Source organism: Phycicoccus sp. Soil748, assembly GCF_001428025.1.
In the GTDB taxonomy this organism is placed as follows: domain Bacteria; phylum Actinomycetota; class Actinomycetes; order Actinomycetales; family Dermatophilaceae; genus Pedococcus.
The window spans coordinates 152,445-177,849 of record NZ_LMSC01000009.1; the positions used below are offsets into that span (position 1 = coordinate 152,445).

The 25,405-nt window shown below is 71.7% G+C and carries 28 protein-coding genes and 1 pseudogene; 13 read left to right on the forward strand and 16 right to left on the reverse strand.

Annotation, left to right across the window (positions count from 1 at the left end):
• Positions 1–111 precede the first annotated feature (111 nt).
• Genes ASG70_RS14680 through ASG70_RS14690 form a run of 3 tightly spaced genes read right to left on the reverse strand, consistent with a single transcriptional unit; the run spans position 112 to position 1,815 of the window.
• Entirely contained in the window at positions 112–945 is an 834-nt protein-coding gene (locus tag ASG70_RS14680; RefSeq protein ID WP_200949300.1) for an arylamine N-acetyltransferase, read from the reverse strand.
• Between the two features lie 28 nt (positions 946–973).
• On the reverse strand, positions 974–1,408 hold the full coding sequence (locus tag ASG70_RS14685; protein WP_056884604.1) for a VOC family protein: 435 nt from the start codon (positions 1,406–1,408) through the stop codon (positions 974–976).
• Positions 1,409–1,467: 59 nt separating this feature from the next.
• The gene (locus ASG70_RS14690; protein WP_056884605.1) at positions 1,468–1,815 is read right to left on the reverse strand and encodes an iron chaperone; all 348 of its coding nucleotides are present in this window, start codon (positions 1,813–1,815) and stop codon (positions 1,468–1,470) included.
• Positions 1,816–1,952: 137 nt separating this feature from the next.
• Between ASG70_RS14690 and ASG70_RS14695 the strand changes: the two genes are divergently transcribed.
• The 3 genes from ASG70_RS14695 to ASG70_RS14705 all read left to right on the forward strand — a co-directional run bounded on the left by ASG70_RS14695 (position 1,953) and on the right by ASG70_RS14705 (position 4,097).
• A complete protein-coding gene (locus ASG70_RS14695; RefSeq protein ID WP_056884606.1) occupies positions 1,953–2,588 on the forward strand; it encodes a dihydrofolate reductase family protein in 636 nt (211 codons plus the stop codon).
• 139 nt (positions 2,589–2,727) lie between these two features.
• A complete protein-coding gene (locus ASG70_RS14700; protein ID WP_056884607.1) occupies positions 2,728–3,129 on the forward strand; it encodes a hypothetical protein in 402 nt (133 codons plus the stop codon).
• Positions 3,130–3,242: 113 nt separating this feature from the next.
• Positions 3,243–4,097 carry a DMT family transporter gene (locus ASG70_RS14705; protein WP_156400029.1) on the forward strand — a complete coding sequence of 285 codons (855 nt, stop codon included), beginning with the start codon at positions 3,243–3,245 and terminating at the stop codon, positions 4,095–4,097.
• Between the two features lie 397 nt (positions 4,098–4,494).
• On the opposite strand, the gene ASG70_RS14710 is transcribed toward ASG70_RS14705, so the two are convergent.
• Positions 4,495–5,109, reverse strand: coding sequence for a peptidoglycan DD-metalloendopeptidase family protein (locus ASG70_RS14710; protein ID WP_056884609.1), 615 nt, complete (start codon positions 5,107–5,109; stop codon positions 4,495–4,497).
• A gap of 110 nt (positions 5,110–5,219) precedes the next feature.
• Here ASG70_RS14710 and ASG70_RS14715 point away from each other — a divergent pair, with 110 nt between their 5' ends.
• A complete protein-coding gene (locus ASG70_RS14715; protein WP_056884610.1) occupies positions 5,220–5,468 on the forward strand; it encodes a hypothetical protein in 249 nt (82 codons plus the stop codon).
• Here the strand turns inward: ASG70_RS14715 and ASG70_RS14720 are convergent.
• The 3 genes from ASG70_RS14720 to ASG70_RS14730 all read right to left on the reverse strand — a co-directional run bounded on the left by ASG70_RS14720 (position 5,434) and on the right by ASG70_RS14730 (position 8,189).
• The gene (locus tag ASG70_RS14720; protein WP_056884611.1) at positions 5,434–6,345 is read right to left on the reverse strand and encodes an NAD(P)-dependent oxidoreductase; all 912 of its coding nucleotides are present in this window, start codon (positions 6,343–6,345) and stop codon (positions 5,434–5,436) included. The two genes, ASG70_RS14715 and ASG70_RS14720, sit on opposite strands and share 35 nt — an antisense overlap.
• 117 nt (positions 6,346–6,462) lie before the next feature.
• Positions 6,463–7,251, reverse strand: coding sequence for an ABC transporter permease (locus tag ASG70_RS14725; protein WP_056884612.1), 789 nt, complete (start codon positions 7,249–7,251; stop codon positions 6,463–6,465).
• On the reverse strand, positions 7,248–8,189 hold the full coding sequence (locus ASG70_RS14730) for an ABC transporter ATP-binding protein (RefSeq protein WP_056884613.1): 942 nt from the start codon (positions 8,187–8,189) through the stop codon (positions 7,248–7,250). The genes ASG70_RS14725 and ASG70_RS14730 overlap by 4 nt, the downstream gene beginning before the upstream one ends.
• A 283-nt stretch (positions 8,190–8,472) precedes the next feature.
• On the opposite strand from ASG70_RS14730, the pseudogene ASG70_RS19390 reads away from it, so the two are divergent.
• Positions 8,473–8,592, forward strand: a pseudogene (locus tag ASG70_RS19390) (NAD(P)-dependent alcohol dehydrogenase); the annotation flags it as partial.
• A 7-nt stretch (positions 8,593–8,599) separates the two neighbouring features.
• On the opposite strand, the gene ASG70_RS19715 reads toward ASG70_RS19390, so the two are convergent.
• Positions 8,600–10,177: a sigma-70 family RNA polymerase sigma factor gene (locus ASG70_RS19715; RefSeq protein ID WP_056884615.1), complete on the reverse strand. Its 1,578-nt coding sequence runs from the start codon at positions 10,175–10,177 to the stop codon at positions 8,600–8,602.
• Between the two features lie 191 nt (positions 10,178–10,368).
• Positions 10,369–11,760 (reverse strand): glycine--tRNA ligase, encoded by a 1,392-nt coding sequence (locus ASG70_RS14745; RefSeq protein ID WP_056884616.1) that lies wholly within the window; start codon positions 11,758–11,760, stop codon positions 10,369–10,371.
• Between the two features lie 86 nt (positions 11,761–11,846).
• On the opposite strand from ASG70_RS14745, the gene ASG70_RS14750 reads away from it, so the two are divergent.
• From ASG70_RS14750 to ASG70_RS14770, 5 genes are read left to right on the forward strand one after another with little or no spacing between them, the layout of a single operon-like run.
• Positions 11,847–12,131, forward strand: a complete 285-nt coding sequence (locus ASG70_RS14750) for a DUF6703 family protein (RefSeq protein ID WP_056884617.1) — start codon at positions 11,847–11,849, stop codon at positions 12,129–12,131.
• A 48-nt stretch (positions 12,132–12,179) separates the two neighbouring features.
• Positions 12,180–13,112 (forward strand): metal ABC transporter solute-binding protein, Zn/Mn family, encoded by a 933-nt coding sequence (locus tag ASG70_RS14755; RefSeq protein WP_235531519.1) that lies wholly within the window; start codon positions 12,180–12,182, stop codon positions 13,110–13,112.
• The gene (locus tag ASG70_RS14760) at positions 13,109–13,948 is read left to right on the forward strand and encodes a metal ABC transporter ATP-binding protein (protein WP_056884823.1); all 840 of its coding nucleotides are present in this window, start codon (positions 13,109–13,111) and stop codon (positions 13,946–13,948) included. The genes ASG70_RS14755 and ASG70_RS14760 overlap by 4 nt, the downstream gene beginning before the upstream one ends.
• Positions 13,945–14,970, forward strand: a complete 1,026-nt coding sequence (locus ASG70_RS14765) for a metal ABC transporter permease (protein WP_056884618.1) — start codon at positions 13,945–13,947, stop codon at positions 14,968–14,970. Before ASG70_RS14760 ends, ASG70_RS14765 begins: the two co-directional genes overlap by 4 nt.
• Positions 14,967–15,413 carry a Fur family transcriptional regulator gene (locus ASG70_RS14770; protein ID WP_082590836.1) on the forward strand — a complete coding sequence of 149 codons (447 nt, stop codon included), beginning with the start codon at positions 14,967–14,969 and terminating at the stop codon, positions 15,411–15,413. Before ASG70_RS14765 ends, ASG70_RS14770 begins: the two co-directional genes overlap by 4 nt.
• Before the next feature lies 1 nt (position 15,414).
• On the opposite strand, the gene ASG70_RS14775 is transcribed toward ASG70_RS14770, so the two are convergent.
• Together ASG70_RS14775 and recO are read right to left on the reverse strand one after the other, a co-directional pair.
• Positions 15,415–16,197: an isoprenyl transferase gene (locus tag ASG70_RS14775; RefSeq protein ID WP_056884619.1), complete on the reverse strand. Its 783-nt coding sequence runs from the start codon at positions 16,195–16,197 to the stop codon at positions 15,415–15,417.
• Positions 16,194–17,036 (reverse strand): DNA repair protein RecO, encoded by an 843-nt coding sequence (gene recO, locus ASG70_RS14780; RefSeq protein ID WP_082590840.1) that lies wholly within the window; start codon positions 17,034–17,036, stop codon positions 16,194–16,196. The genes ASG70_RS14775 and recO overlap by 4 nt, the downstream gene beginning before the upstream one ends.
• A gap of 61 nt (positions 17,037–17,097) precedes the next feature.
• Here recO and ASG70_RS14785 point away from each other — a divergent pair, with 61 nt between their 5' ends.
• Complete coding sequence (locus ASG70_RS14785; RefSeq protein ID WP_056884620.1) at positions 17,098–17,586, forward strand: HIT family protein; 489 nt, start codon at positions 17,098–17,100, stop codon at positions 17,584–17,586.
• Here ASG70_RS14785 and ASG70_RS14790 read toward each other — a convergent pair.
• Positions 17,543–19,156 (reverse strand): hypothetical protein, encoded by a 1,614-nt coding sequence (locus ASG70_RS14790; RefSeq protein ID WP_156400031.1) that lies wholly within the window; start codon positions 19,154–19,156, stop codon positions 17,543–17,545. The two genes, ASG70_RS14785 and ASG70_RS14790, sit on opposite strands and share 44 nt — an antisense overlap.
• 110 nt (positions 19,157–19,266) lie before the next feature.
• Here ASG70_RS14790 and ASG70_RS14795 point away from each other — a divergent pair, with 110 nt between their 5' ends.
• On the forward strand, positions 19,267–19,896 hold the full coding sequence (locus ASG70_RS14795; protein WP_056884622.1) for an alpha-ketoglutarate-dependent dioxygenase AlkB: 630 nt from the start codon (positions 19,267–19,269) through the stop codon (positions 19,894–19,896).
• 27 nt (positions 19,897–19,923) lie between these two features.
• Here ASG70_RS14795 and leuA read toward each other — a convergent pair whose 3' ends face one another.
• The 4 genes from leuA to ASG70_RS14815 all read right to left on the reverse strand — a co-directional run bounded on the left by leuA (position 19,924) and on the right by ASG70_RS14815 (position 24,297).
• On the reverse strand, positions 19,924–21,663 hold the full coding sequence (leuA, locus tag ASG70_RS14800; RefSeq protein ID WP_056884623.1) for a 2-isopropylmalate synthase: 1,740 nt from the start codon (positions 21,661–21,663) through the stop codon (positions 19,924–19,926).
• A 247-nt stretch (positions 21,664–21,910) separates the two neighbouring features.
• The gene (locus ASG70_RS14805; protein WP_056884624.1) at positions 21,911–22,372 is read right to left on the reverse strand and encodes a hypothetical protein; all 462 of its coding nucleotides are present in this window, start codon (positions 22,370–22,372) and stop codon (positions 21,911–21,913) included.
• Positions 22,373–22,450: 78 nt separating this feature from the next.
• On the reverse strand, positions 22,451–23,710 hold the full coding sequence (locus ASG70_RS14810; RefSeq protein WP_056884625.1) for an MFS transporter: 1,260 nt from the start codon (positions 23,708–23,710) through the stop codon (positions 22,451–22,453).
• Positions 23,707–24,297 carry a helix-turn-helix transcriptional regulator gene (locus tag ASG70_RS14815; RefSeq protein WP_056884626.1) on the reverse strand — a complete coding sequence of 197 codons (591 nt, stop codon included), beginning with the start codon at positions 24,295–24,297 and terminating at the stop codon, positions 23,707–23,709. The genes ASG70_RS14810 and ASG70_RS14815 overlap by 4 nt, the downstream gene beginning before the upstream one ends.
• Positions 24,298–24,438: 141 nt before the next feature.
• On the opposite strand from ASG70_RS14815, the gene ASG70_RS14820 reads away from it, so the two are divergent.
• Entirely contained in the window at positions 24,439–25,335 is an 897-nt protein-coding gene (locus ASG70_RS14820) for a GNAT family N-acetyltransferase (protein WP_056884627.1), read from the forward strand.
• Positions 25,336–25,405 lie beyond the last annotated feature (70 nt).

Sequence of the window (25,405 nt, forward strand, 5' to 3'; positions counted from 1 at the left end):
CGGAGCGTCGGCCGGGGCGCCATAGCGATCCTCGCGTGGTCATGACCCCACCGTGCCGCCGGCCTCCCGGTGGGACCCGCGACGCGCGTCACGACCTGGCCGTGACGTCTGTCAGGGATCCTTCAGCTTGTCCAGGAGGCGGCTGCGCTCGTCGGCCGTCAGCGGCACGCCCAGCGCGGTGAGCCACTCGTCGTGCTCTCCGGGGCGCAGGGGTCGGTGCTCGGTCGGCTGCCCGGGAGTGCGGATGGTCAGGGTCTCCTCGGTCACCGCGACATGGCTGCCGGACAGGTGCTTGGTGAGGATGAGTCCCTGCGTGAAGTGGGACCCGGGGAACGTGCTCGTGAAGTGGTGGCCCATGACCACGTCGACAGGCCGCACCTCGAGCTCGTCGGTCGTGTGGGTCACCTCCCAGCCCCCGTCGCGGTGCCGGTCCAGGGCCCAGCCACCTCGGGTGTGGCGCATGCGGTAGCGCCAGCCCGGCAGGTAGTCGTCCTCGGCCCCGTCGACCATCGGTATCGGGCGGCGCAGGCTCATGCCGAAGCCCGGGTCGCAGAGCAGTCGCTCCCCGTCGAGGACGACATCGACGACCATGTGCGTGCGGCCCTGCTGGCTGCCGGTCGTCGGGTCGCCAACCCGTCCCAGGTGGCGCCTGACGTCGTAGCCGAGGCGTTGCAGGGCGGCGGCGAAGATCGTGCTGTGCTCGAAGCAGTAGCCGCCACGGCCCCGGCCGACGAACTTCTCCTGCACCCGGTCGAGGGAGACGCCGGGGTGCTGGCCGAGGAACACGTCGATGTTGTCGAACGTGAAGGTGCGGACGTGCCGCTCGTGCAGCTCGGCGAGCGCTCCCCAGCTCGGGGCCACAGCCGGCAGCTGGAGACGGTGCAGGTAACCGGCCAGGTCGAGGCCGTCGGCCTGCCACTCGTCGGCGCCCGTGCTCACGGCCACGACGGCTCCTCCTCTGCCGGGCTCGTGGTCAGTCGAGGCAGAACTCGTTGCCCTCGACGTCCTGCATGACCAGGCACGACTCGTTCTCCTCGTCGGCCTCCAGCAGGCGCAGCCTGGTCGCGCCCAGCGGCAGAAGGCGAGCGCACTCGGCCTCAAGCGCGGCGAGGCGCTCCTCACCCACCATGCCCGTCCCGACGCGGACGTCGAGGTGCACGCGGTTCTTGACGACCTTGCCCTCGGGGACTCGCTGGAAGAACAGCCGTGGACCCGCTCCGTCCGGGTCGACGCAGGCGAAGGCGGAGTCCTGCTTCTCTGGCGGCAGGGACGCGTTGAAGTCGTCCCACGACTCGAACCCGGGCGGTGCGGGCGGGACGACGTACCCCAGTACCTCGCACCAGAAGCGGGCGACCCGCTCGGGCTGGGCGCAGTCGAAGGTGATCTGGACCTGCTTCACCGAAGGCATGCGCCCACCCTAGGGAAGGGGGCTGACAGCCACCACGACATTTCTTCGCAGGCCCGGCGCTAGCCCAGACGAGCGAGCTTGGCCTCGACGAGCCTGCGCACCAGCTCGTCGGGCAGGGGCTGGTCGACCGCGAAGTGCAGGGAGCCGCTCGTGTGCTCGTAGTCCTCGAGGGCGTCACCCAGGTCCGCCAGCACGGTGCCGCTGTGGGGCAGGTAGGCCAGGTGGTTCGTGAACGCCGCGAACCCGGCGACCACCTTCCCGCCGACCCGGAACGCCGGCATGCCGTAGGAGATGCACTCCTGCGCGTCCGGCACGACCTCGAGGATCGACCGGCGCAGCGCCTCGAGGGTGCTCTTCTTCGGCTCCTCCAGTAGTGCCAGGTAGGCGTCCACCTCGTCAGCGGTCATGGCAGACAGTCTCCCCGAAGTCGGCCACGACGGAAGAGGCGAACTCGGCCCCCCACCCCGGCCGATGAGTATGTTCGGTCGGTCGGGTCAGTCCTCGCAGGACCAGCCCGCCCGACTGCCGACCGAGGAGAGCGCCGATGTCACGCACACGGATCCACAACTTCGCCATCTCGCTCGACGGCTTCGCCACGGGCGAGCCACAGACGCTCGAGACCCCGTTCGGCCATGCCGGCCAGCGGCTGCACACCTGGATGTTCGCCACGCAGTACTGGGATCCCAGCGGGAGCGACGGTGTCGACAACGCCTTCGCCCGACGCTTCGACCACGGCGTGGGGGCCGAGATCATGGGCGCCAACAAGTTCGGCCCGCCCGGCTGGGGGGACGACCCGGACTGGAAGGGCTGGTGGGGTCCGAACCCGCCCTTCCACACACCGACCTTCGTCCTGACCCACCACCCGCGGCCCCCGATGGAGATGGAGGGCGGCACCACCTTCCACTTCCTCGACGCGACACCGGCCGAGGCGCTCGAGGTCGCCCGGGAGGCAGCCGGAGGGCTGGACGTCCGCATCGGCGGGGGTGCCACGGTCGTGCGCGAGTTCCTCCTGGCTGGCCTCGTCGACCACATGCACCTCGTCCAGGTGCCCATCGTGCTCGGCCGCGGCGTGCGCCTGTGGGACGGGCTCGAGGCCGTCGAGGAGGCGTTCGACGTCGAGACGGTCTCCTCCCCCAACGGCGTCACGCACCTCACGTTCTCCCGCAGGGCGGTCGCGTAGCCGCAGCCATTCGGGTTGCCTCGTCAGCCTTCCGTCTGGTCAGAGCTAGGTCTTGGTGCTCAGGTGTGCTGCCCCTGATCGATGGTTCCCTTGGCTCGTGGGACCAGGACAGCGTGGGCGGGACACCAGTCATCTCGGGATGGGTTACGGCCACCTGGTGGTCGGCGCCGCTGCACTGGTGTTCGCAGGATCGATGATCATCACCGCACGAGGCCCGGGTGCCGAGCTGGGAGGCGTCTTCCTGGTCCCCGGAATCGTGCTCGCGCTGGCAGCCGCTGCCTTCACCGCTGCGGCACTGCGCGTGGTGGCACGGCCGCAGGCAGGCCGCGCAGGTCCTCTGTCGCTGATCCTCAGCACCATAGAGCTCGTGGCCGGGACGGCCACGACCGTCGGGCTGGTCGTCGCGACGACCAGCTATGGCGAGATCGCGCCATGGCGCTCACCGCTGTTGCTGCCGTCCGTGCTGCTGCTGGCGCTCGGTGTGACCGGGATCCGGATGGAGGTTGCGCACCGCGGCCGCGGCTCTCGGCCGGCCCGCTGACGTGCCGTCCCTCGCGCTGACGTGCCGTAGCGCGAGCCCGCACCCAGGCCTCTGCGAAGCCAGCACACCCCCGCCTTCAGCCGTCGACCTCGTCCGAGGGATACGGTCGCGAGGTGTCCTTGGCCGTCGCAGTGCCCTGTGCCGTGCTGTCCGCGGTGGCGTACGGCACGGCCACGGCCGTCCAGCACCGGGTGGCGCACCGCGGGAGCGGCCGCGCCGACGCCCGCGGCGTCGTCGCCCTCCTGCGCGACCCGCGGTGGCTGGCCGCCGCGGGCGGCGACACCGTCGGACTGGCCCTGCAGGTCGTCGCCCTGGCGACCGGCCCTGTGCTGCTCGTCCAGCCGCTGCTCGTCCTCGCGGTTCCCGTGGCGCTACCCGTGGGGCACCGGCTCGGCGGACCTGTCCCCGGCCTGCGTGACTATGCCGCCTGCGTCGGCATCCTGGGCTCCCTCGCCGTCTTCTTCGCCCTGGTCGGCGACCCCGGCCGGGCGTCCCCGCTCTCGGCGGCCGCAGCAGCCTGGTCCGTGGCGTGTGCGGCCGCCGTCGGGACCGTCGTGGTCCTCGCCGTCAGGGCTTCGTCCCCGCAGGTCCGGGCCGCGGCCTACGGTGCGCTGGCCGGGGCCTGGTTCGGTCTCGTCGGGGTGCTGCTGGACTCGGTGGCGACGCTCTGGCAGGGCTCCGGTCCGTCCACCCTCGTGCACCCCGAGGGGTGGGTGCCGCTCGGGTGCCTTCTCCTGGTGGGCGCCTCCGCACTCGTGCTGACGCAGGTCTCCTTCCAGGTGGGACCACTGGCCGCGAGCTTCCCGGCCAACGAAGCCACCGCTCCCGTCGTCGCCGTGCTGCTCGGCGCCTCCCTGCTGCACGAGCGGCTGCCCCTCTCCCCCGGGCACCTCGCGGCGTACCTGGTGTGCGTGGGCGTGGTGACGGTCGGCGCTGCCCAGCTGGCCCGAGGGCTCGTCGACGGCTGACCCGCCCCAGCCTCCGTGCTGTACGGTCCGCTCCGTGAAGCTGGCGCGAGTGCGGGGTCCTCGTCAGATCGACGACGCGGCGCGGTGGACGCCCGCCCGTCCGAGGGGCCTGCGGTACTGGGTCGCGCTCGCGTCGGTGGTGCTCATCGGGTCCGTGGTCACGGCTCGCTGGGGATGGGTCGTGCTGCTCGCCTACCTCGCCGTCGGCATCCGCCACACGCTCATCCACCCACCGCAGCACTTCTGGAGATCCCAGCCAGGAGGCGACGACGAGTCGGGCGCGTCCACGGTCGTGTGGGCCGTCCTGGTGACGTGGTCCTCGTGGCGGCTCTGGCGCCACCTCCGCACGTCTTCGTCGCCGGGCCCGGCACCGTCGCAGGACCGCCCGGCGGCCGGCCTACGCCCCGACCGCCTCTCCCGTGCGCGGAAGGGAGCCCAGGAAGGTGACGCGGACCGGTCGGGCCTGCTCCACGTCGACGCGGTCGAGGGCCTGGACGTGCAGGTGTGGCTCGGTGCTGTTGCCGGAGTTGCCGCACCGACCCACCTCCTGCCCGACCCGCACCACCTCCCCCACCCGGACGTCGACGCTGCCCTGCTGCAGGTGGCACAGGGCGACGACGGCGCCGGGACGCGTCTGGACGAGGACGTGGTTGCCCGCGAGGGCGGCCCAGCCTGCCGCCGCTCGCCGTCCCTGGGTGAGGGCATAGGTGACAGAGGGGAGCCCGCGGTGTGCCGCATGGTCCTCCTGACCGTCGTCCGCCGCGACGACCAGTCCCTCGACCGGGGCCAGAACCTCCCGGCCGAAGCCTGGAAAGCGTTGCGGCGGCTCGGTAACCACGAGCGTACGGAACCGTACGGGGGCAGACCTTCCCCCGGCGTCCACGGGCACGAAGTCGATGGCGAACGAGCTGGCGAACGCCGTGGTGCCGTGGCTGGGCACGCGGTCGGCAGGACTGTTCTGCACCAGCCACCGTCCGTGGAACGGGAACGCCAGGTCCAACGCCTCCTGCACCGCGCCTCCTCCCAGCGACCAGCACCCGTTCCGGGTATCAGCAGCCCACCACGCCACCTCCTTGACGACAAGAGGTTGGGCAACCCGCCCACCCCAGGTTGGAGGTCGTCATGCGTGACGAGTTCACAGCCCGGGTCTCGAGCCTGGCCGTCATCGTGTCAGCCCTCTCGACCCTGGGAGCAGTCATCTACCTGTCGGTGCGGGGCCAACAGGTCAACGAGTACCTCGCCGGCCTGGCGGGGCTCACCATCGGAGCGCTCCTGCCCTCCCCGCTGACGTCGGCGCGCAGCGCCCCGACTCAGCGGCGGGCGCGCGCGCTCAGCCTCACCCCTCCAGTCGACGGTCCCCGGAGTCCGTGAGCACGTCGCGCCACGAGTGCTGGGGCTCGTACCCGAGCAGCCGGCGAGCCTTGTCGATGGAGTAGAACGTCTCGTCGGGCTCCATCTCGCGACGCACGTCGACGCCGTCGTAGAACCGGTCCACGACCTCCTGCGACGTGGCCGCCACCGACAGGTCGGCGTTGGCGACGTTGAACACCTCGTAGCCGAGTCCGTCGACCTCCAGGCAGCGCTGCACCATCTGGCCAAGGTCACGGGTGTCGATGTAGGCGAACACATTTCGTCGCCGCAGGGCCGGGTCCGCGAGGAAGTCAGGGAACTTCTCGGCGTACTCGTGCGGCTCGATGACGTTGTTGATGCGCAGGCCGTAGACGTCGGCACCGGTGCGCGCCTGGAACGACCGGGCGGTCACCTCGTTTGCCACCTTCGACATCGCGTACGAGTCCTCCGGCACCGTGGGGTGCTCCTCGTCCACCGGCACGTAGAGCGGTCGTCGCTCGCCCTGGGCGAAGCAGATCCCGTAGGTCGTCTCCGAGGACGCGAAGACCACCTTGCGCACGCCGAGCCGGGTCGCAGCCTCCAGCACGTTGTAGGTGCTCAGGACGTTGGTGGCGTACGTCCTCGCGTCGGAGGTGAGCAGGATCGCCGGCACCGCCGCGAAGTGCACCACCGCGTCGTACGCGGGCTTCTCAGGGAGCTCCAGCTCCTCGAAGGTCGCCAGCCCGGCGAGGGCCGAGTACACCTCGCCGGTGTCGGTGAGGTCGACCCTGAGGTCGGTGATGCCGGGGTGCCCGAGGGGGACGAGGTCGGCGTTGGTGACGTGGTGGCCCTGTCCGGCCAGGTATGGCGCCACGTGCTTGCCGGCCTTGCCGCTGCCTCCGGTGAAGAAGATCCGCATACCCCGATCCAAACACCTCGGCGCCGGCGGCACCTCCCGAGCGACTCGTCGTGCTGCCTGGCCGAGGCGCCCGGGCGGGGAGACGATGATCCCCCAGGGCCGTGGCGGGACGGAGGCTCAGACGCGGGCGGTGTCCCGGCCGAAGCGCCATACCGCGCCCCCGACGAACACGGCCAACCAGACGAGGACGTTCACCACGGCGGCCCAGCCCGGTGCGTCGCCGGTCAGGGGTGCGTGCACCACCTCGTTGAGGCCGTACATCGGCGTGAAGTGGGCGATCGTCCGGAACGTCGGGCTCATCTCCTCCAACGGCAGGAAGAGCCCACCGAGGAAGGCGAACAGGGCGAGGCCGGGACCGAGGATCTGCATCACGTTCTCGCTCGGCAGCAGGTAGCCCATGAAGACGCCGAACGCTGCGAAGACGAGCGACCCGACCCACACGGCGACCCCCGTGACGAGCCACACCGACGTGTCCATGTGCGCCCCGGTGAGGGCGCCGGCGGCATAGGTCACGACCACCGACAGGGCCCCGAGCAGCATGGCGACGAGCACCTTCACCGAGATGTATGCCGTGGAGCTCAGCGGCGTGAGGCGCAGTTGGCGGCTCCAGCCCTGGCTGCGTTCGACCGCGACCATCGCCCCGCCGCCGGTCGTCGACAGCATCGCCCCGTAGAGGGCCATGCTGACCATGATGAAGGCGGCGACGTTGCCGTGGCCGGCGCTCTCGTCCGAGTAGGACTTGCCCGTGCCGAACAGCAGGAAGAACAGCACCGGCATGACGACGGAGAAGATGACGGTGCGGCGGTTGCGGAGCATGCGGCGCAGCTCGAGGCGCACCAGCGTGGAGTTGAAGCTCCCGAAGCGTGGGACGGACCGCTCATTGGCGGCCAGGTCGGCGGTGGTCATGACTGTGCTCCTTCGGAGGTCAGCGAGATGAAGGCGTCCTCGAGGCCGCGAGCTGTGACCTCGAGGTCACGCGCTGCCGTGCGGGTCAGCAGGTGGCGCAGCACGGCGTCGCTGTCGGTCGAGCTCACGATGACGGAGTCGCCGCGCACCTCGACGGTCTCTACTCCCGGGATCGCCTGCAGGACAGCCTGATCGGCGTTGGGGAGGGTTGCTCGCACGGTGCGCCCCGAGACCAGCGACTTCACCTGCGCCGCGGTCCCGTCGGCGACGACCCGGCCATGGCTGACGAGGACGACGCGGTCGGCGTAGGCGTCCGCCTCCTCGAGGTAGTGCGTCGCGAAGACGACGGTGCGGCCACGGGACGCGTCCTCCCGTATCGCTGCCCAGAACTCGCGCCGGCCCCCCACGTCCATGCCGGTCGTCGGCTCGTCGAGGACGAGCAGCTCCGGGTCGGGCAGCAGGGCCATGGCGAACCGCAGCCGCTGCTGCTGGCCGCCAGAGCACTTCCCGACCCGGCGGTCGGCGATGTCGGCGATGCCGGCACGCTCGAGCACCTCGCCGACGGGACGGGTGTCGGCGAACAGGCTCGCGGTGAGCCGCAGCGTCTCCTCGACGGTCAGGTCCTTGAGCAGGCCACCGGTCTGCATCACGGCAGCGACCAGGCCGCGGCGGACCGCGTGCCCCGGCTCCAGGCCGTGGACTCGGACGGACCCCTCGTCGGGCCGGGACAGGCCGAGCAGCATGTCGACGGTGGTGGTCTTGCCGGCGCCGTTGGGGCCGAGGAAGGCCACCACCTCACCGGGAGCGATCGTCAGGTCGATGCCGCGGACGGCGCGGACGGCGCCGAAGCTCTTGGTGAGCCCCACGAGCTCGATCGCGGGAAGGGTGTCGGCGACGGCTCCCCCGGTGGGCCGGCGCAGCGTACGGGTCTGGGTCATGGCAGGAGCCTGCCGGACCGGACAGGCGTGAACCTGCGACGGGCGTCACGAGATCACCATGACGTCTGTCAGGTTCCGTTCAGGTTCCGGGTCTGTTGCCGCGCCACGCCCCGGCTCGGACAACAAGCCATGGCCCGGCGAAGGCTGGCCGACATCCTGGCCCTGTGCCTCGCGGTCCTGTACGTCGCCGCGGGCGTGGCGGAGACGGTTCGTGCGTCGTGACGGGAGATGGAGGAGTGCCGTTCTGGTTCGGGACCTCGTCGGTGGCGGGACGCTGATCCTGCACGGCATCGGCGCCGAGGTCGAGGTCATCTCGGCGGACCAGGTCAACGAGGCCAACCAGCGCGTCCTCGCCTCCGACGTCCGCTACCGCTTCGTCATCGACACGGCCACCCTGGCCTGAGCCACACCTAGCCCCGGCTGCCGACGGCGAGCGCGACGGCGTGCGGGTAGTCGACGCCGCCGCCCTCGTCGAGCCGGGTGACGTCGTAGACCCGACCCGTCTCCACGTTCCAGGCCAGGACCCACGACCCGTCGTAGCCGCTGGACCGGAAGAGCACGGTCGACGGGTCGGCCCACGCCAGCACGGTGCAGCACTCCTTCACCCGTCCGGTCCGGCCGTCGGGCGACTCGGGTGCCAGCAGCACCCGCCCGGCGCGCGCGTCCTGGTCGACGGCGACGAGCCCCTGGTAGATCGGGCCGTTGCCGCGCACGATCACCGGTGAGGTGACGTCCTGGTCGAAGTACGCGCCGCTGGCGGCCCAGCGGCCCGCGGTGACGGTCTCGCCGGCCAGGTCCGTGACGGGTACGGCGACGCCTCGCGTCAGCGCCACAGGCACGGCGCTGCGCGCGGCCGTCGGTGACGGCTGGGACAGGTCGAGGCTCCACGCCTCCCCCGCCGTGCGCGCAACCACCGTGCTCCCGGCGCGCCAGCCGGCCACGAGCAGGTCCGGTGCCGGCACGGCATACCGGTCGACCGCGCCGGTGCGCAGGTCGAGCCGCACGACCGCACGGGGTTGGGCGAACACCACGTACCGGCCGTCGGCGCTGATCGCCTTCGCCCCCAACGGTTCTCCCTCGTTGCCGCCGGAGTCGCGCGTCGGCAGCAGGTCGAGGGTGTCGACGAGGACCTGCGTGCGGTCCGCGGGCACCAGCACGGCGCGGTAGTGCGTGGCCGCCCTGCGCAGGTAGACCGCGACCACGGAGCCCGGCGGGGAGGAGAGCGTCGACAGGCGCACCGTTCTCCCCTCGGGGTCGATGGCCGACGGCAGTCCTGCGTCGAAGTCGGGCAGGCCATCCTCCTCGCCCTCCAGCGGCATCGCGGCATACATCGTGCCGTCCGGAAGACGTTGCAGCGCAGGCTTGCTCGTCGTCGTGGTGGGTGACGGAGCAGGCACGGGCCCGACACGTCCCGCACCCTGGGCGACCGCCACCACCACCCCCACCGCTGCGAGACCCGCGACCGTGGAGGCGACCCGTCGTCGCCGCAGTCGACGGCCGGCGAGCGCTGCGTCCCAGGCGCGCTGGGCCAGGTCGACCTCGTCCACACCGCCGCTCGCGTCGTCCAGCAGCTCGGTCACGTCGTGGGCCGGGTACAGCTCGTGCAGCCGGGTGACCGCCGCCGAGGTCTCGCGCGCCACCTCGGGGACCGTGCCCCCGAGCACCTCCGCCACCTGCGGCTCGCTGCGCTCCTCGAAGTACCGCAGGACCAGCAGCGCCCGGTGCCCGGGCGTCAGCGCGGCCAGCACCCCGTGGGCGTCGACGCGACCACCCCGGGAGGAGACTGCGTCGCGGTAGAGGAGCCGGCGGACGGCGAGGTCCGGCTCGTCCCGCATCCGGTGCCAGCGCCCGGCAGCCGTGGCGAGGGCCTGCTCGAGGACCTCCTCGGCACGCGGGCCGTTGCCGCAGACCAGGTTGGCGGCACGGAGCAGCTGGTGCTGACGGGCCCGGACGTACCGGGCGAAGTCGGCGTCCACCTCGCGCTGCACGACACCTCCCTGGGGCTCCGGTGCGCCCACGACATCGAGGCGCCACCGGGGTTCGTCACCCCATTGACCCACGGATGGGTCGGGGCGCGCCGCGACTCAGCCCACAACAGTGCGCCCTGCCCACGAAGCTTTCGTGGGCAGGGCGCAGTGAAGTGGGCAGAGCGGGGTCGAGCGGCCGCCGGGTCCGGACGTCAGCAGCCGAGCAGGCGCGACCCGAGGTACCCCTCGACCTGGTCGAGGGCGACCCGCTCCTGCGCCATGGTGTCGCGCTCACGGATGGTCACCGCCTGGTCGTCGAGGGTGTCGAAGTCGACCGTGATGCAGAACGGCGTGCCGATCTCGTCCTGGCGGCGGTAGCGGCGGCCGATGGCGCCCGCGTCGTCGAAGTCGATGTTCCAGTGCTGGCGCAGCGTGGCCGCGAGGTCGCGTGCCTTGGGCGACAGGTCGGCGTTGCGCGACAGCGGCAGGACGGCGGCCTTGACCGGCGCCAGCCGCTTGTCGAGCTTGAGCACGACGCGCTTGTCGACGCCGCCCTTGGTGTTGGGGGCCTCGTCCTCGGTGTAGGCGTCGACGAGGAACGTCATGAGCGAGCGCGACAGGCCGGCCGCCGGCTCGATGACGTAGGGCGTGTACTTCTCCCCGCTGGCCTGGTCGAAGTAGACGAGGTCGGTGCCCGAGTGCTGGCTGTGGGTCTTGAGGTCGAAGTCGGTGCGGTTGGCGATGCCCTCGAGCTCGCCCCACTCGCTGCCGGCGAAGTTGAAGCGGTACTCGATGTCGACGGTGCGCTTGGAGTAGTGGCTCAGCTTCTCCTGGGCGTGCTCGTAGTGGCGCAGGTTGTCGGGGTCGATGCCGAGGTCGGTGTACCAGCGGGTGCGCTCGTCGATCCAGTACTGGTGCCACTCCTCGTCCTCGCCCGGCTTGACGAAGAACTCCATCTCCATCTGCTCGAACTCGCGGGTGCGGAAGATGAAGTTGCCCGGGGTGATCTCGTTGCGGAAGCTCTTGCCGGTCTGGGCGATGCCGAACGGCGGCTTCTTGCGCGCTGACTGCATGACGTTGAGGAAGTTGAGGAAGATGCCCTGGGCGGTCTCGGGGCGCAGGTAGTGCAGCCCCGACTCGTCCTCGACGACACCGAGGTGGGTCTTGAGCAGGCCGGAGAACTGGCGCGGCTCGGTCCACTGGCCTCGGGTGCCGCAGTTGGTGCAGGCGATGTCGACGAGCTTGACCTCGTCGGGGTCGGCGATGCCCTTCTTCTCGGCGACGGCCTCCTGCAGGTGGTCGGCGCGGAAGCGCTTGTGGCACGACAGGCACTCGACCAGCGGGTCGGAGAAGGTCGCGACGTGGCCCGAGGCCTCCCACGTCTGGCGCGGCAGGATCACCGACGAGTCGAGCCCGACCACGTCGTCACGGCCGGTGACGGTCGACTTCCACCACTGCCGCTTGATGTTCTCCTTGAGCTCCACACCCAGCGGGCCGTAGTCCCAGGCGGACCTCGTGCCGCCGTAGATCTCGCCGCACGGGAACACGAACCCGCGGCGCTTGCAGAGGGAGACGACGGTGTCGACGGTGGAGGGTGCGGCCATGCGCAGAAGGTTACTGTGCGGTCGCCGCAGCCTCGACGGGGTATGGCGCGCGAGCCACCCCAGGCCCACCATCTAGGGTTTGGCGCGTGTCCTCCCTGCGTGAGTCCATCCAGCGAGCCAGCCTGCCCGCCCTCCAGCGGCTGAACGCGCTCCCCCGGCCGGTCCCCTTCCTCGCCATCCTGGCTCTGATGGTCGCCGGCCTGTTCGTGCCGGGGTGGGGCTGGGTCCTGCTGCTCCTCGTCGTGCTGTTCCTGCTCTGGACCCTCTACCTGTCGTGGCCCGTCCTCGAGCCGGTGCCCCGCCTCATGCGCGCCACCATCCTGCTGATGGCCGTGGCGATCACGATCACGCAGGCCTTCCCCCGGAGCTGACCCGGGAGGTTTTGACAATGGTTCTCATTTCAGTTGAGAATCATGGTCATGTCACCCCGCCGTCTGCTCGGCCCAGCCGCTGCCCTGGTCGCCCTGGTCCTCACCAGCGCGTGCGGTAGCGGACTCGGTGGAAGCGCGGACTCCGGCAAGGTCACCGTCGCGGCCGCGTTCTACCCCCTCGAGTACGCCGTGAGCCAGGTCGGCGGGGACCTCGTCGAGGTGCAGTCCCTCACCAAGCCCGGCGCGGAGCCGCACGACCTCGAGCTCAACCCCCGTCAGGTCGCCCACGTCGCCCTGGCCGACCTGGTCGTCTACGAGAAGGGCTTCCAGCCTGCCGTCGACGACGCCGTGCGCAGCGAGGCCAGGCACACCGCGCTCGACGTCTCTGCCGCCGCCCGACTCGACCTCACCGCCGCGGACGAGACCGAGTCGGCCCACGCGCAGCACGACGACCATGCGGCGAAGGACCCCCACTTCTGGCTCGACCCGCTGCGCTACGCCGACGTCGGGGACGCGATCGGCGCGGAGCTTGGCCGGCGTGACCCGGCGCACGCAGCGGAGTACACCTCCAACGCCAAGGCGTTCCGCGCCACCATGACGACACTCGACCGGCAGTTCCGGAGCGGGCTGGAGCAGTGCAGGGTCAAGGACCTGGTCACCGCGCACGCCGCGTTCGGCTACCTCGCGCGGGCCTACGGGCTGACCCAGCAGAGCATCACCGGGCTCACGCCGGACGCCGAACCCAGCCCGGCCGCGCTGGCGGACATCACCGACCGCATCCGGCGCAGCGGCGCCGCGACGGTCTACGCCGAGACCCTCGTCAGCGAGGACGTCGCCAGGACCCTGGCCCGCGAGACCGGTGCGAGACTGGCGGTGCTCGACCCCCTCGAGGGCATCACCACCGCATCCGCCGGTCGCGACTACCCCAGCGTCATGCGGGCCAACCTCGCCACCCTCGAAGCAGGACAGGAGTGTTCGTGACCACCACAGCACCCGCCGGGACGCCCGTCCTCGAGCTCGACCGCGCGTCCTTCGGCTACGCCGACCAGGCCGTCATCCAGGGCGCCGACCTCACCGTCCGCGCCGGCGAGGTCGTCGCGGTGCTCGGGCCCAACGGCTCGGGCAAGTCGACGCTCGTGCGGGGGATGCTCGGGCTCAACGACCGGCTCGGCGGCGAGGTGAGGCTGTTCGGCACGCCGCGCGAGTCCTTCCACGAGCACGCACGGCTCGGCTACGTGCCCCAGCGGCACACGCTCTCCGCCTCGGTGCGGGCCACGGTCGAGGAGATCGTCGCCGTCGGACGGCTCCCCCACCAGCGGTGGTGGTGGCCGGTGCGCCGTACGCCGCGGGACCAGGAGGTCATCGACCGCGCCCTGGAGGTGGTCGGGCTGTCCGACCGCGCCGCCGCCGACGTGTCCACGCTGTCGGGCGGCCAGCAGCGGAGGGTGCTCATCGCCCGCGCCCTCGCCTCGGAGCCCGACGTCCTGCTCATGGACGAGCCCACGGCCGGCGTCGACGCCGCCAACCAGCACGTGCTGTCGACGGTCCTCGCCCGCCTGCGCCGGCGCGGGACGACCATGGTCATCGTCACCCACGAGCTGACCGCTCTGGCGGGCATCGTCTCGCGCATCGTCCTGGTCCAGGGAGGCAGGATCGCGTTCGACGGCACGCCGGACGAGTTCGCCACGCGCACAGGGCAGTTCGTGCCAGACCACCACGACCACCACGAGCACGACCACGACGAGGTCGCGCCCAGGACCCGCGTGCAGGGCACGCCGGCGTCCGGCCCGCTCGACCCGAGGGGAGGCATCCGGTGACTGAGCTCCTCTCCCTCGACTTCATGCGCCAGGCGCTGCTCGCGGCCCTGCTCGTCGGCATCGCCGCGCCGCTGGTGGGCGTGTTCCTCGTGCAGCGGCGGCTGTCGCTGATCGGCGACGGCATGGGGCACGTCGCCCTCGCCGGTGTGGCCGTCGGCCTGCTCACCGGGCAGGCGCCCGTGCTCACGGCCCTGCTCGCCGCGGTGGCCGCCGCCATCGCGATCGAGGTGATCCGCGGCCGGGGCCGCACCAGCGGCGACATCGCCCTGGCCGTGATGTTCTACGGCGGCATCGCCGCCGGTGTCGTCATCATCGCCAAGTCGCCGAGCAGCAGCCCTGCCAACCTCACGGCATACCTCTTCGGGGCGATCACCACCGCGGACCAGAAGGACCTGTGGGTGTTCGCCGGGCTCGCCCTCGTGGTGCTGCTGGCGACCTGGCTGCTGCGGCCCTGGCTGTTCGCGGTGGCCAACGACGAGGAGTACGCCCGCGCCAGCGGCCTCCCGGTCACCGGCCTCAACATCGCCCTGGCGGTGCTGACCGCCGTCACCGTCGTCGTCTCGATGCGGGTGGTAGGCCTGCTGCTCATCAGCGCCCTGATGATCATCCCCAACGCCACGGCCCAGCTGCTCGGGCGCAGCTTCCGGGCCTCGGTGCGCTGGGCCGTCCTGGTCGGCGTCGTCTCCAGCGTGGGCGGTGTCGTCGCGTCGTTCTACGCCGAGACCCCGTCCGGCGGCACCATCGTCCTGCTGGCCATCGGCTTCTTCGTGGTCGTCGCAAGCCTGAGCGGAGCGGTCGCCACCGCGCGGGCGGCCCGCCACCGCCGGGCCGAGCGCCACGACCACGAGCACGGACCGGGTTGCGGCCACGCGGCTGTCGCCCACGACGACCACCTCGACTACGTCCACGACGGCCACCTGCACGCGCCCCACGAGGGGCACTACGACGAGCACGCCCCCGGCGGCCACACCCACGGCGAGCCGACCGGCGGCACCACCCCGAAGGAGACGGCACCGCGATGACCGGAGTCCAGGACCGCACCGCGAGCGCGACCAACCGCTCGGCCACCGAGGCGGTGGACGTTCCTCGCCGTCCCACCCGCCAGCGGGCCGCGGTGGCTGCGCTGCTCGCCGGCACGGGCGAGTTCCGCTCGGCCCAGGAGCTGCACGCGCTGCTGCGCGCGGGCGGCGACAAGGTCGGCCTCGCCACCGTCTACCGCAACCTTCAGGCCATGGCCGCCGACGGCGAGATCGACATGCTGCGCACCGACGACGGCGAGGCCGTCTACCGGGCCTGCTCGACCGGCCACCACCACCACCTGGTGTGCCGCGACTGCGGTCGCACCGTCGAGGTCGAGGGCCCCACCGTCGAGGCCTGGGCGACCAGGGTCAGCGCCGAGCACGGCTTCACCGACGTCCACCACACCCTGGAGATCTTCGGCACCTGCGCCGGCTGCGCCCGCTGACTCAGCCCGTCGGCAGGTCGACTGCGCCGCCGTAGCGGCGGTCGCGCTCGGCATACGTCTGGATGGCCTGCCACAGGTGTCGACGGTCGTAGTCGGGCCACAGCGTGTCCTGGAAGACCATCTCGGCGTAGGCGCTCTGCCACAGCAGGAAGTTGCTGGTGCGCTGCTCCCCCGAGCTCCGCACGAACAGGTCGACGTCGGGCATGTCCGCCTCGGGCAGGTGGCGGGCGATGGTCTTCTCGTCGATCGAGCCCGGCTTGAGCTTGCCGCGCTGCACCTGCTCGGCGATGCGCTGCACGGCGTCGGCGATCTCGGCGCGGCCGCCGTAGTTGACGCAGAAGTACAGCGTCAGCCCGGTGTTGTCCCTGGTCAGCTCCTGCGCCGTCTCGAGCTCCTTGATGACCGAGCCCCACAGCCGGGGGCGCCGCCCGACCCAGCGCATGCGCACGCCCCACTCGTGGAGCTGGTCGCGGCGGCGGCGGATGACGTCACGGTTGAACCCCATGAGGAAGCGCACCTCGTCGGGACTGCGCTTCCAGTTCTCCGTCGAGAACGCGTAGGCCGACAGGTGCGTCACGCCGATCTCGATGGCCCCGGCGACGACGTCGAGGAGGGCCGCCTCCCCAGCCTCGTGGCCCTTGGTGCGCGGAAGGCCTCGCTGGTTGGCCCAGCGGCCGTTGCCGTCCATGACCACCGCCACGTGTCGCGGCACGAGCTCCTTGGGGAGAGAAGGAGGTTGGGCTCCGCTCGGATGCGGGAAGGGCTTGGCGTATCCAGCGCTCACGCCTGGGCCGCCTGGGCTGCGGCGTGCGCCTGGTCGACCTTCTCCACCGCCGCGATCAGCGGCACGGCCGACCACGTCACGCGGGAGTCCACCTGGGTCGGGGCGTCGGGGTCTCGTCGGTCCACGAGGCGCAACGATCGCACACCCCGCTCCAGGTGCCACTGCAGGAAGGCGCTGGCCAGGGTGCTCCCCTCGCGGCGGTGGCGTCCACTCGAGGCGTCGGCCACGGACCAGTCACCGGCGAGCAGCGCCGCCAGCAGCGACAACGTCTCCGGGGCCGGGGCCGCCGAGCCCGGTGGGCGGCAGGCCGAGCACACCGTGCCGCCCGCGGCGAGGTTGAAGGCGCGGTGCGGGCCGTGGGCACCGCAGCGCGCACAGTCGTGGAAGCTCGGTGCCCAGCCGGCGACGGCCAGGGCCCGCAGCAGGTAGGCGTCGAGGACCAGGCCCGGGTCGTGCAGACCCTCGGCCATCGAGCGCAGGGCCCCTTGGAGCAGGAGGTACTGCTGGACGTTCGGCTCGCGCTCCTCGGTGAGCCGGTCCGCCGTCTCGAGCATGGCCGCCGCGGCCGTGTAGGTCGTGTAGTCGCGGGCCAGGACGTCGCCCCAGGAGGCGAGCGACTCCGCCTGGGTGACGGTGTCGAGCGTGCGGCCCTCGAAGCACTGGACGTCGACCCACATGGCCGGCTCCAGCCGCGCCCCGAACCGGCTCTTCGTGCGCCGTACGCCCTTGCCCACCACGCGCACCTTGCCCAGCCCCCGCGTGAGCAGGGTGACGATGCGGTCGGCCTCGCCCAGCTTCTGGGTGCGCAGGACGATGCCTTCGTCGCGGTACAGGGGCATGACGCCATTCTCCCCCACAGCGGGGCTGCGGCCGGGAGGCGGTGCCGTAGGGTCGCCGGCCATGGGCGACTGGAGGCAGGACCGGGTGGGGGCGGCACTGCGCGGGGAGAACCCCACGGTGCTGCGACGGCTCCGCGCCGGGTTCGCGGTGATCGACGACGTGCAGTTCCTGCCCGGGTACTGCGTGCTCGTCACCGACACCCCCGGCGCAGACCGGCTGACGGACCTGCCCCTGTCCCGCCGCCTGGAGTTCCTGGCCGACATGGAGCTGCTCGGCGAGGCGGTGCAGACGGTGTGCGCCCGTCGCGACCCGGCGTTCCGGCGCATCAACCTGGAGATCCAGGGCAACCACGACGCGTTCCTGCACGCCCACGTCTGGCCGCGCTACGAGTGGGAGGGTCCCGACCACACCTGGCGCCCGGTGGCCCTGCACCCGATCGAGCGGTGGCGCGAGCCTGATGCCGACACCGTGCTCGGCCCCCAGCACGACGAGCTGCGACGAGAGCTCACAGCCGAGGTCGACCGGCTGAGCGCGAGCGCACGCGACTGAGGGCCAGCCGGGCCGGTTGCACCAGGCCGTTGCGGCCGCCAGGGGCGACCGCCGCGGCGAGCGCCACGAACACCGGCGAGTAGACGAGCAGGTAGCGCGACCGCCCCTGGAACACCAGCGTGAACAGGATGATGGCGAACACCGACGCCACGACGAGCGCCACGTCGCGACGGTAGGGGCGCACCAGCAGCCCCAGCCCGGCGGCCAGGAGCACGACCAGCCACAGTCCCTGGGTGAGCCCGGCCCGGAGCGCGTAGTGGGTGCCCTGGGGATGGCTCCACGACACGATCCACGGAGTCAGGGGCCCGTGTCGAGGCACCGGTGTCGTCGCGTCACTGCCCTCGCCCCAGGCCCAGAACATGCCGTCGCCGAGGTTCCAGGTGACCTTGTTGGCGGCGAACGTGGCGTACCCCGTCGGCCCGAGCTCGTGCAGTCGCTGCCGCAGCGCCTGGTCCGACCAGCGCACCAGCTCGGTGTGGTCGAGGTGGACGGTCCTGGCCACCATGGTCGCGTTGTACGCGCCATACCGCTTGGTGTTGCCCTGCGTCGACGTCATGCCCATGGCCACCCACCAGGACAGCGGTGGCGTCCGGCTCGTGTCCACCCGCGTCAGGTCGAGGCCCGATGCCCTGGACAGGGCCGCATCGGCTCCCGCCGACGCGCCGAGGAACACCCCCGCCGCCACGAGCACCACGGCACCGGCGGCAGCCGCGCGACGCGGCCGGCGCAGGAGGCTGGCCACGACCACGACGCCCAGCGCCAGCACCCCCGCCATCGTCGCCACCGGAGTCGTCTTGAGCACGAACCCCACCGCCAGCGCGGCGACGGCGGCAACGCCCAGGGCCACGCCCGCCACCCGCGAGGACCGGGTGGCGGCGGTGAGGGCCAGTGCGGTGGCGAGGATGGGCCACGGCAGCGTCACGATGTCGGTGTAGGGCACGGTCACCCAGGGGGACAGGGCGACCAGGGCGATCCCCGCGACCTGCGCGACGAGGCCGGATGGCGCACTGCGTACCCGGCGCACCACGACGTACAGGCTCTGGAGCGACACCCCGACGCACGCGGCGTTGACCAGCGCGAAGACGGTCCGCTGGTCCCAGCCCAGCAGCCCCTTCAGCTCCCAGCTCATCCGCGAGATGGCGGCGAAGGGGATCTGGTTGGGGTAGCGCGAGAGGTAGCGGTAGTAGAAGAGCGGTGCCGGGCCCTGGGCGAGGCGACTGCCGAGGTTGGACATCGCCTTGGCGTCCCAGCCCACCGGATAGACGAGGTTGAGCGCCACCACGAGGCACGCGGCGGTCCCGAGCAGGGTGAGGAACCACGACACCCAGCCCGCCCGCCGCGCCAGCCAGCGCAACGGCCGGGAGGCCGCCAACCGCCGTCGGCCGGCGACCAGCGTCAGCCACAGACCCGCGAACGCCCCGAACCCGACCCAGACCCAGACGTGGTCGTAGGGGATGTTGGGCTCGCGAGGCACGAGCAGCGCCACGACGACCGCGGCCAGGAGGACCATGCCGAGCACCTTGGAGACCACAGCGCCCACGGCTCGCTCGAGACCGTATGGAGCCCACACGGACATCGCCTCCTCCCTCGCCCTCTCGAGGTTAGGCCCCTGACCTGAGGAAATGGCAAGACCAGCGACACCTGTAGAACACCTGTTCGAACGTGGGTTATGCTCCGGGCATGGGCATGGCACTCCAGGGCTCGCTCCTCGACACCGCCGACGAGATCCAGCTGCACGGCCTCGACCACCGGCTCACCCGCACGCAGCTGAGCCGCGGCGCCTGGGTCGACTACCGACCGGGTTGGCTCACCGGCGCCGAGCAGCTGTTCGACGCCCTCCACCACGAGGTGCCGTGGCACGCCGAGAAGCGTGAGATGTACGAGCGCGTCGTCGACGTCCCCCGGCTCCTCAAGTTCTACGGGGAGGGCGAGGCACTCCCCCACCCCGTCCTCGACCAAGCGCGCGACGAGCTGAGCCGCTGGTACGCGAACGAGCTCGGCGAGCCGTTCGTCAGCGCGGGCATGTGCCTCTACCGCGACGGCCGCGACTCGGTTGCGTGGCACGGGGACCGCATCGGCCGGTCGAAGGACCTCGACACGATGGTGGCCATCCTGTCGATCGGGTCCGCCAGGCCCCTGATGCTGCGGCCCCGCGGTGGTGGCGAGTCGATCGGCTTCTCCCTCGGGCACGGTGACCTGGTCGTCATGGGCGGCTCCTGCCAGCGCACCTGGGACCACTGCATCCCCAAGTCGACCAAGGCCGTGGGCCCGCGCATCTCCATCCAGTTCCGGCCACAGGGTGTGCGCTGAGCGGTCCCTCGTGGACGGCCGAGCGAGTCAGGCGGCCTCACGCAGGGCGCGGTTGACGGCGGACAGCACCGCGGTCAGCGACGCCTTGACGATCGAGCTGTGCAGCCCGACGCCCCACAGGACGCGGTCACCGACGGCGCACTCCACGTACGCCGCCGCCCGGGCGTCACCACCGGCGGACAGTGCGTGCTCGGCGTAGTCGAGGACGCGCACGTCGATGTCGAGCGTCGACAGGGCGTCGATGAAGGCAGCGATCGGGCCGTTGCCGGTGCCCTCGACCTGCACCTCGACACCCTGGTCGAGCATCGTGGCGACGATGCGGTCGGCGCCGTCGGCCTGGCTCTCCAGCGCGTGGCTGACCGGAGTGAACCGCCCCCACGCGTTGGCCGCACCGTCGACGGCGGGCAGGTACTCGTCCTGGAACACGCTCCACAGCTCGGCGGGGCTGACCTCGCCACCCTCGCTGTCGGTCTTGGCCTGCACCACTCCGCTGAACTCGATCTGCAGCCGGCGCGGCAGGTCGAGCTGGTGCTCGGCCTTCAGGATGTAGGCGACACCGCCCTTGCCGGACTGGCTGTTGACGCGGACGACGGCCTCGTAGGACCGGCCGACGTCGTGCGGGTCGATGGGCAGGTAGGGCACGCCCCAGACGAGGTCGTCGATCTTCTTGCCGGTGGCCGCCACCTGGCGGTCCATGTCCTCGAAGCCCTTCTTGATGGCGTCCTGGTGCGAGCCGGAGAACGCCGTGAAGACCAGGTCGCCGCCCCAGGGGTGCCGCTCGGGCACCGGCAGCTGGTTGCAGTGCTCGACGGTCCGCCGGATCTCGTCGAGGTCGGAGAAGTCGATCTGCGGGTCGATGCCCTGGCTGAACAGGTTCATGCCGAGGGTCACCAGGTCGACGTTGCCGGTGCGCTCACCGTTGCCGAACAGGCAGCCCTCGATGCGGTCGGCGCCGGCGAGGTAGCCCAGCTCGGCCGCCGCGACGCCGGTGCCGCGGTCGTTGTGCGGGTGCAGCGACACCACGATCGACTCGCGGCGCTCGAGGTGGCGGGTCATCCACTCGATCGAGTCGGCGTAGACGTTCGGCGTCGCCATCTCGACGGTCGCCGGAAGGTTGATGATCATCTTGTGGTCCGGCGTCGGGTCGATGACGTCGATGACCTCGTTGCAGATCCGCACGGCGAACTCGAGCTCGGTGCCGGTGTAGGACTCGGGGCTGTACTCGTAGTAGACGACGGTGTCGGGCACCGTCTCCTCGAGCTTGCGGCACAGCCGCGCGCCCTGGACCGCGATGTCGACGATGCCGTCCTGGTCGAGCCCGAACACCACCCGCCGCTGCAGCACCGACGTCGAGTTGTAGAAGTGCACGATGGCCTGCTTGGCCCCACGGATCGCGTCGAAGGTCCGCTCGATGAGGTGGTCGCGGCACTGCGTCAGCACCTGGATCGTGACGTCGTCGGGGATCATGTCGTCCTCGATGAGCATCCGCACGAAATCGAAGTCCGTCTGGCTGGCCGAGGGGAAGCCGACCTCGATCTCCTTGTAGCCCATGCGCACGAGCAGCTCGAACATCCGCTTCTTGCGGTCCGGGCTCATCGGGTCGATCAGTGCCTGGTTGCCGTCGCGCAGGTCGACCGCGCACCACCGGGGCGCCCTGTCGAGGACCTTCGTCGGCCACGTGCGGTCGGGGAGGTCGACCACGATCTGGTCCTGGAAGGGCACGTACTTCGCGACCGGCATGCCCGAGGGCTGCTGCGGGTGGATCATGGTGTCTCGCCTATCGATTCGTCGCTGGTGGCTCTGTCAGAGGCTCAGCCAGGGCAACGCTACTCCGCGACGAGGGGCGGCTGATCGGTCAGGCCCCGCCGCGGCGGCGAAGGAGGAGGCGCTGCATACGCACTCTCGGAGGATATGCCGCGTCGTCGCGGTACGTCCATCGCACGGGACTCGTCGCTCACGATCCGGACGGTCCCCCGTCAGCCGGTCTCGGCGGCACGGGGCGGCGCGGCCCCGCTCAGCGGCCGCGGATCAGGCGCACCACGGCCACCAGTGCGCCGATCACCGACCCGACCATGCCGAGGACGAGCGCGCAGCGCACCACGAGGTCCCAGTCGAACCCCTGTCCGCCGAGGTCGAACGGGAAGACCTGCCACAGGCGCACCAGGGCAGCGAGGCCGACAGCGTTCTGCACCAGGTCACCGAAGGCCCGCAACCGGAACCACAGCAGGACCGCGGAGACGAGGCTGGACACCAGGCCGACCGCGAGCGAGGCGTTGACGAGGCCGAGCACCTGACGCGTGTCGTCGGTGAGGAACGGCACCACCTGCCATCCGGGCGCGATGTTGACCCACCAGAGCAGGACGGCGTTGACGACGGCGCCGATGACGAACCCGACCCTGCGGCCGACGTCGGACCGTCGGGCTGCGGCGTTCGACGTCCTGGTCGAACGGCTGGCGCGGAGCTGTGGCTGGGACACTGCGGACCTCCCCCGTGGTGTGGGTGTCCCCTCAGGTCACCGTGCACCGGCGGGCCGCGTTAGGGCCAGAGGTCCGTGTCACGCGGGCGACGAGATGGTCGCACCGCGGAGGTCGTCCAGGGTGCGGGTCGAGATGACGGGTGACCACAGCAGCCACAGCACCGACAGCGAGCCACCCACCGCGGCGACCACCATGGTCGGCCCCAAGCCGATCCACTCCCCCACCACGCCGCCGAGCACCGCGCCGGCGGGACGGATCCCGTAGTTCACCGTCGAGAACGCGCCGGTCACCCGGCTGCGGACGCCGTCGGGGGTCACCGCCGTCATGAGCGCGTTGAGCGGGATGTCGAGGCACATCACGCCGACGGAGGAGACGAGCTCGACGGCCGCCACCACCCCGGCGCGCGCCCACATCGGGCCCTGCGCCAGCGGCATCAGCGCGAAGGGGGCGGAGAAGACCACAGCGCCCACCGCGATGGTGCGCCCGATGCCGATCCTTCGCGACAGCGGCCCGGCGAGAACCGTGCCGAGGAGGCCGCCCGTCGCCCCGATCCCGAGGGCGAGCCCGATGAGCCCGGCCGACATCCCCAGCTGCCGGCTCGCGAAGAGCACGACCAGCGCGCCCGCCATGAGGTTGAACAGGTTGATCGTGGTGGCACACACGAGGGCCGCCCGCAGGTAGGCGTCGTGGAGCACCAGGCCCATCCCGTCCCGCGCCCGCCGCAGCAGGCTCGTCCCCTCGGCGCCGTCCACCGGCAGGTCGGGCACCTTCACCCGCCCGATGAGGACGGCCGACACCGCGAAGGTGACCGCGTCGACGAGCATGGCCATCGGTGCCGTGACTGCCTGGACCAGGCCGCCGGCGACGGCGGGACCGGCCACGAACGAGGCCGACCGGGTACCGCTCAGCAGGCTGTTGGCCTCCACGAACTGGTCGCGGCGCACGAGCGCGACGAAGAAGCTCGGGTACGCCGTCTGGTAGAGCACCTGCCCGAGGCCGGCCACCAGCGCGACCGCGAACAGCTGGCCGAGGGTCATCGCCCCCACCAGGTGCGCCACCGGCAGCGTCAGCAGCACGGCGCAGCGCAGCAGGTCGGCCAGGATGAGCAGCCGCCGCTTTCGCACGTGGTGGTCGACCCAGGCGCCGACGAAGAGGGACAGCAGGTTCGGCGCCCACACCGCAGCCGTGAGGAGGCCCACCGTGGTGGCCCCCGCGTGCAGGGTGGTGACCGCGATGAGCGGCAGGGCGAGCCCGGTGATCCGGTCGCCGAACTGCGAGATCCCCTGCCCCACCCAGTAGGTCGCGAACCGCCGGTCCCGCCACAGGGGCTCGCTCATGCCGGCTCCCCCTCGTCGGTCGCGGCCTCGGGCAGCACGTAGCGGAGCATCCGCACCGAGCGCGCGCCCGGCACCACGTCGGGCTCGGACTTGCGCAGGACGTACGGCGCGAGCACCTGTTCGATGGCTGCCTCCACCTCGGCCAGCTCCTCGGACGTCACGACGATCCGGGTGTTGGACAGCCCTGCCGAGGCCCGCCAGTCGTCCTCGAGCAGCGGTTCGGCCTCCGCGGCCCAGCGGTCCGGCAGGTCGCGGGCCTGGTCGAACACCACGCGCGACAGGAGCACGGCGGCGTCACGTCCCGTCTCGTCCTCCGAGGGGGTGAAGCGGAAGCCGCGGCCGACCGCCTCCCACCACCGCTGGCGACCGTCGGACGCGACCTGGGCGTCCCGGACGAGGCCGTGGCCGGCGAGGTGGCGCAGGTGCCAGCTCGTGACCGACGGGGTGGCCCCCACCTCGGGGGCCAGTGCGGTCGCGGTGCTCGGGCCGTGCTGCTGGAGCCGGGCCAGGATGGCGAGGCGCGTGGGGTGGGCCAGGGCGCGGATGTCCCGCGGCGTGAGCTCGACGTCGCCATAGGGGTTGGTCACCGGGTCACCTCGATGTGAGAGAACTGTTTCGAGAGGACTCTCTCACAATGGCCGCAATCCGGCCATCCCCCCGCGACCGGGACCACGAAGTCGCCGAAAAGGCCGTGCGCGAGCGCGGGCGCACCCGCCACCATGAGCCCCATGGACCTGCCCGACGGCCTCACCGCCCGCCCGCTGCGGATGTCTGACGCCCGCGCCATGTACGAGCTGTTCGCCACCTCCGAGCAGGCGGACGCCGGGGAGGTCGCCATCGAGCCCGAGGACATCGAGGGCGACTGGCAGCGGCCGAGCTTCGACCTCGAGCAGGAGAGTGTCGGGGTGTTCGACGGACCGACCCTGGTCGCGGCGGCGGAGGTGTACAAGACCCGTCGTGCCGAGGCCACGGTGCACCCCGACCACCGAGGGCGTGGCATCGGCACGTGGCTGGCGGCCTGGGTGGAGGACTGCTCGCGTCGCCGCGGCGGCACGCTGGTCGGCCAGACCGTGCCCCTCGGCAGCTCGGCGGAACGGCTCTTCACCACCCTCGGCTACCGCGAGGGCTGGACCTCGTGGGTGCTCGTCGTGCCCGAGGGGGCGGCCATCGAGCCGCAGCCCCTCCCCCACGGCTACCTCCTGCGCGACCTCGTCCCCGGGGCGGACGAACAGGTCGCCCACCTGCTCGTCGAGGATGCCTTCAACGAGTGGCCGGACCGCCAGCCGAGCGCGTTCGACGACTGGGCAGCCCGCACGGTGCGCCGGCCCGGCTTCGAGCCCTGGCAGATCAGGTTCGCCGTCGACCCCGACGGCACACCGGTCGGCGTCGCCTTCATGATCGTCACCGAGGGGTGCGGCTACGTCGACCAGCTGGCGGTGCGCGCCGACCAGCGCGGCAAGGGCCTCGCCCGGGCGCTGCTCGTCGACGCGTTCGAGCGCGCCCGCGAGCACGGCGCCACCCGTAGCGAGCTGTCGACCGACTCACGGACGGGCGCGCTACCGCTCTACCAGCACGTCGGCATGGAGGTCAGCAAGACCTACCAGCACTGGATGACCGACGTCTGACGGGTCAGTGGGGCCGCGGCCCCGACGCGACGAAAGGGTGGCGATCTGCCGCCTCGGGTGGAGTTGAAGC

What these genes read in the sequence shown, in the direction of transcription:
- ASG70_RS14770 (WP_082590836.1), top strand. Translation starts at nt 14,967, where the DNA reads ATGACCGGAGTCCAGGACCGCACCGCGAGCGCGACCAACCGCTCGGCC.
- ASG70_RS14730 (WP_056884613.1), bottom strand. Translation starts at nt 8,189, where the DNA reads ATGACCCAGACCCGTACGCTGCGCCGGCCCACCGGGGGAGCCGTCGCC.
- ASG70_RS14755 (WP_235531519.1), top strand. Translation starts at nt 12,180, where the DNA reads ATGTCACCCCGCCGTCTGCTCGGCCCAGCCGCTGCCCTGGTCGCCCTG.
- ASG70_RS14720 (WP_056884611.1), bottom strand. Translation starts at nt 6,345, where the DNA reads ATGCGGATCTTCTTCACCGGAGGCAGCGGCAAGGCCGGCAAGCACGTG.
- ASG70_RS14810 (WP_056884625.1), bottom strand. Translation starts at nt 23,710, where the DNA reads ATGAGCGAGCCCCTGTGGCGGGACCGGCGGTTCGCGACCTACTGGGTG.
- leuA (WP_056884623.1), bottom strand. Translation starts at nt 21,663, where the DNA reads ATGATCCACCCGCAGCAGCCCTCGGGCATGCCGGTCGCGAAGTACGTG.
- ASG70_RS14700 (WP_056884607.1), top strand. Translation starts at nt 2,728, where the DNA reads ATGGGTTACGGCCACCTGGTGGTCGGCGCCGCTGCACTGGTGTTCGCA.
- ASG70_RS14695 (WP_056884606.1), top strand. Translation starts at nt 1,953, where the DNA reads ATGTCACGCACACGGATCCACAACTTCGCCATCTCGCTCGACGGCTTC.
- ASG70_RS14795 (WP_056884622.1), top strand. Translation starts at nt 19,267, where the DNA reads ATGGGCATGGCACTCCAGGGCTCGCTCCTCGACACCGCCGACGAGATC.
- ASG70_RS14690 (WP_056884605.1), bottom strand. Translation starts at nt 1,815, where the DNA reads ATGACCGCTGACGAGGTGGACGCCTACCTGGCACTACTGGAGGAGCCG.
- ASG70_RS14745 (WP_056884616.1), bottom strand. Translation starts at nt 11,760, where the DNA reads ATGGCCGCACCCTCCACCGTCGACACCGTCGTCTCCCTCTGCAAGCGC.
- ASG70_RS14785 (WP_056884620.1), top strand. Translation starts at nt 17,098, where the DNA reads ATGGGCGACTGGAGGCAGGACCGGGTGGGGGCGGCACTGCGCGGGGAG.
- ASG70_RS14685 (WP_056884604.1), bottom strand. Translation starts at nt 1,408, where the DNA reads ATGCCTTCGGTGAAGCAGGTCCAGATCACCTTCGACTGCGCCCAGCCC.
- ASG70_RS14725 (WP_056884612.1), bottom strand. Translation starts at nt 7,251, where the DNA reads ATGACCACCGCCGACCTGGCCGCCAATGAGCGGTCCGTCCCACGCTTC.
- recO (WP_082590840.1), bottom strand. Translation starts at nt 17,036, where the DNA reads ATGCCCCTGTACCGCGACGAAGGCATCGTCCTGCGCACCCAGAAGCTG.
- ASG70_RS14820 (WP_056884627.1), top strand. Translation starts at nt 24,439, where the DNA reads ATGGACCTGCCCGACGGCCTCACCGCCCGCCCGCTGCGGATGTCTGAC.
- ASG70_RS14715 (WP_056884610.1), top strand. Translation starts at nt 5,220, where the DNA reads ATGCGTGACGAGTTCACAGCCCGGGTCTCGAGCCTGGCCGTCATCGTG.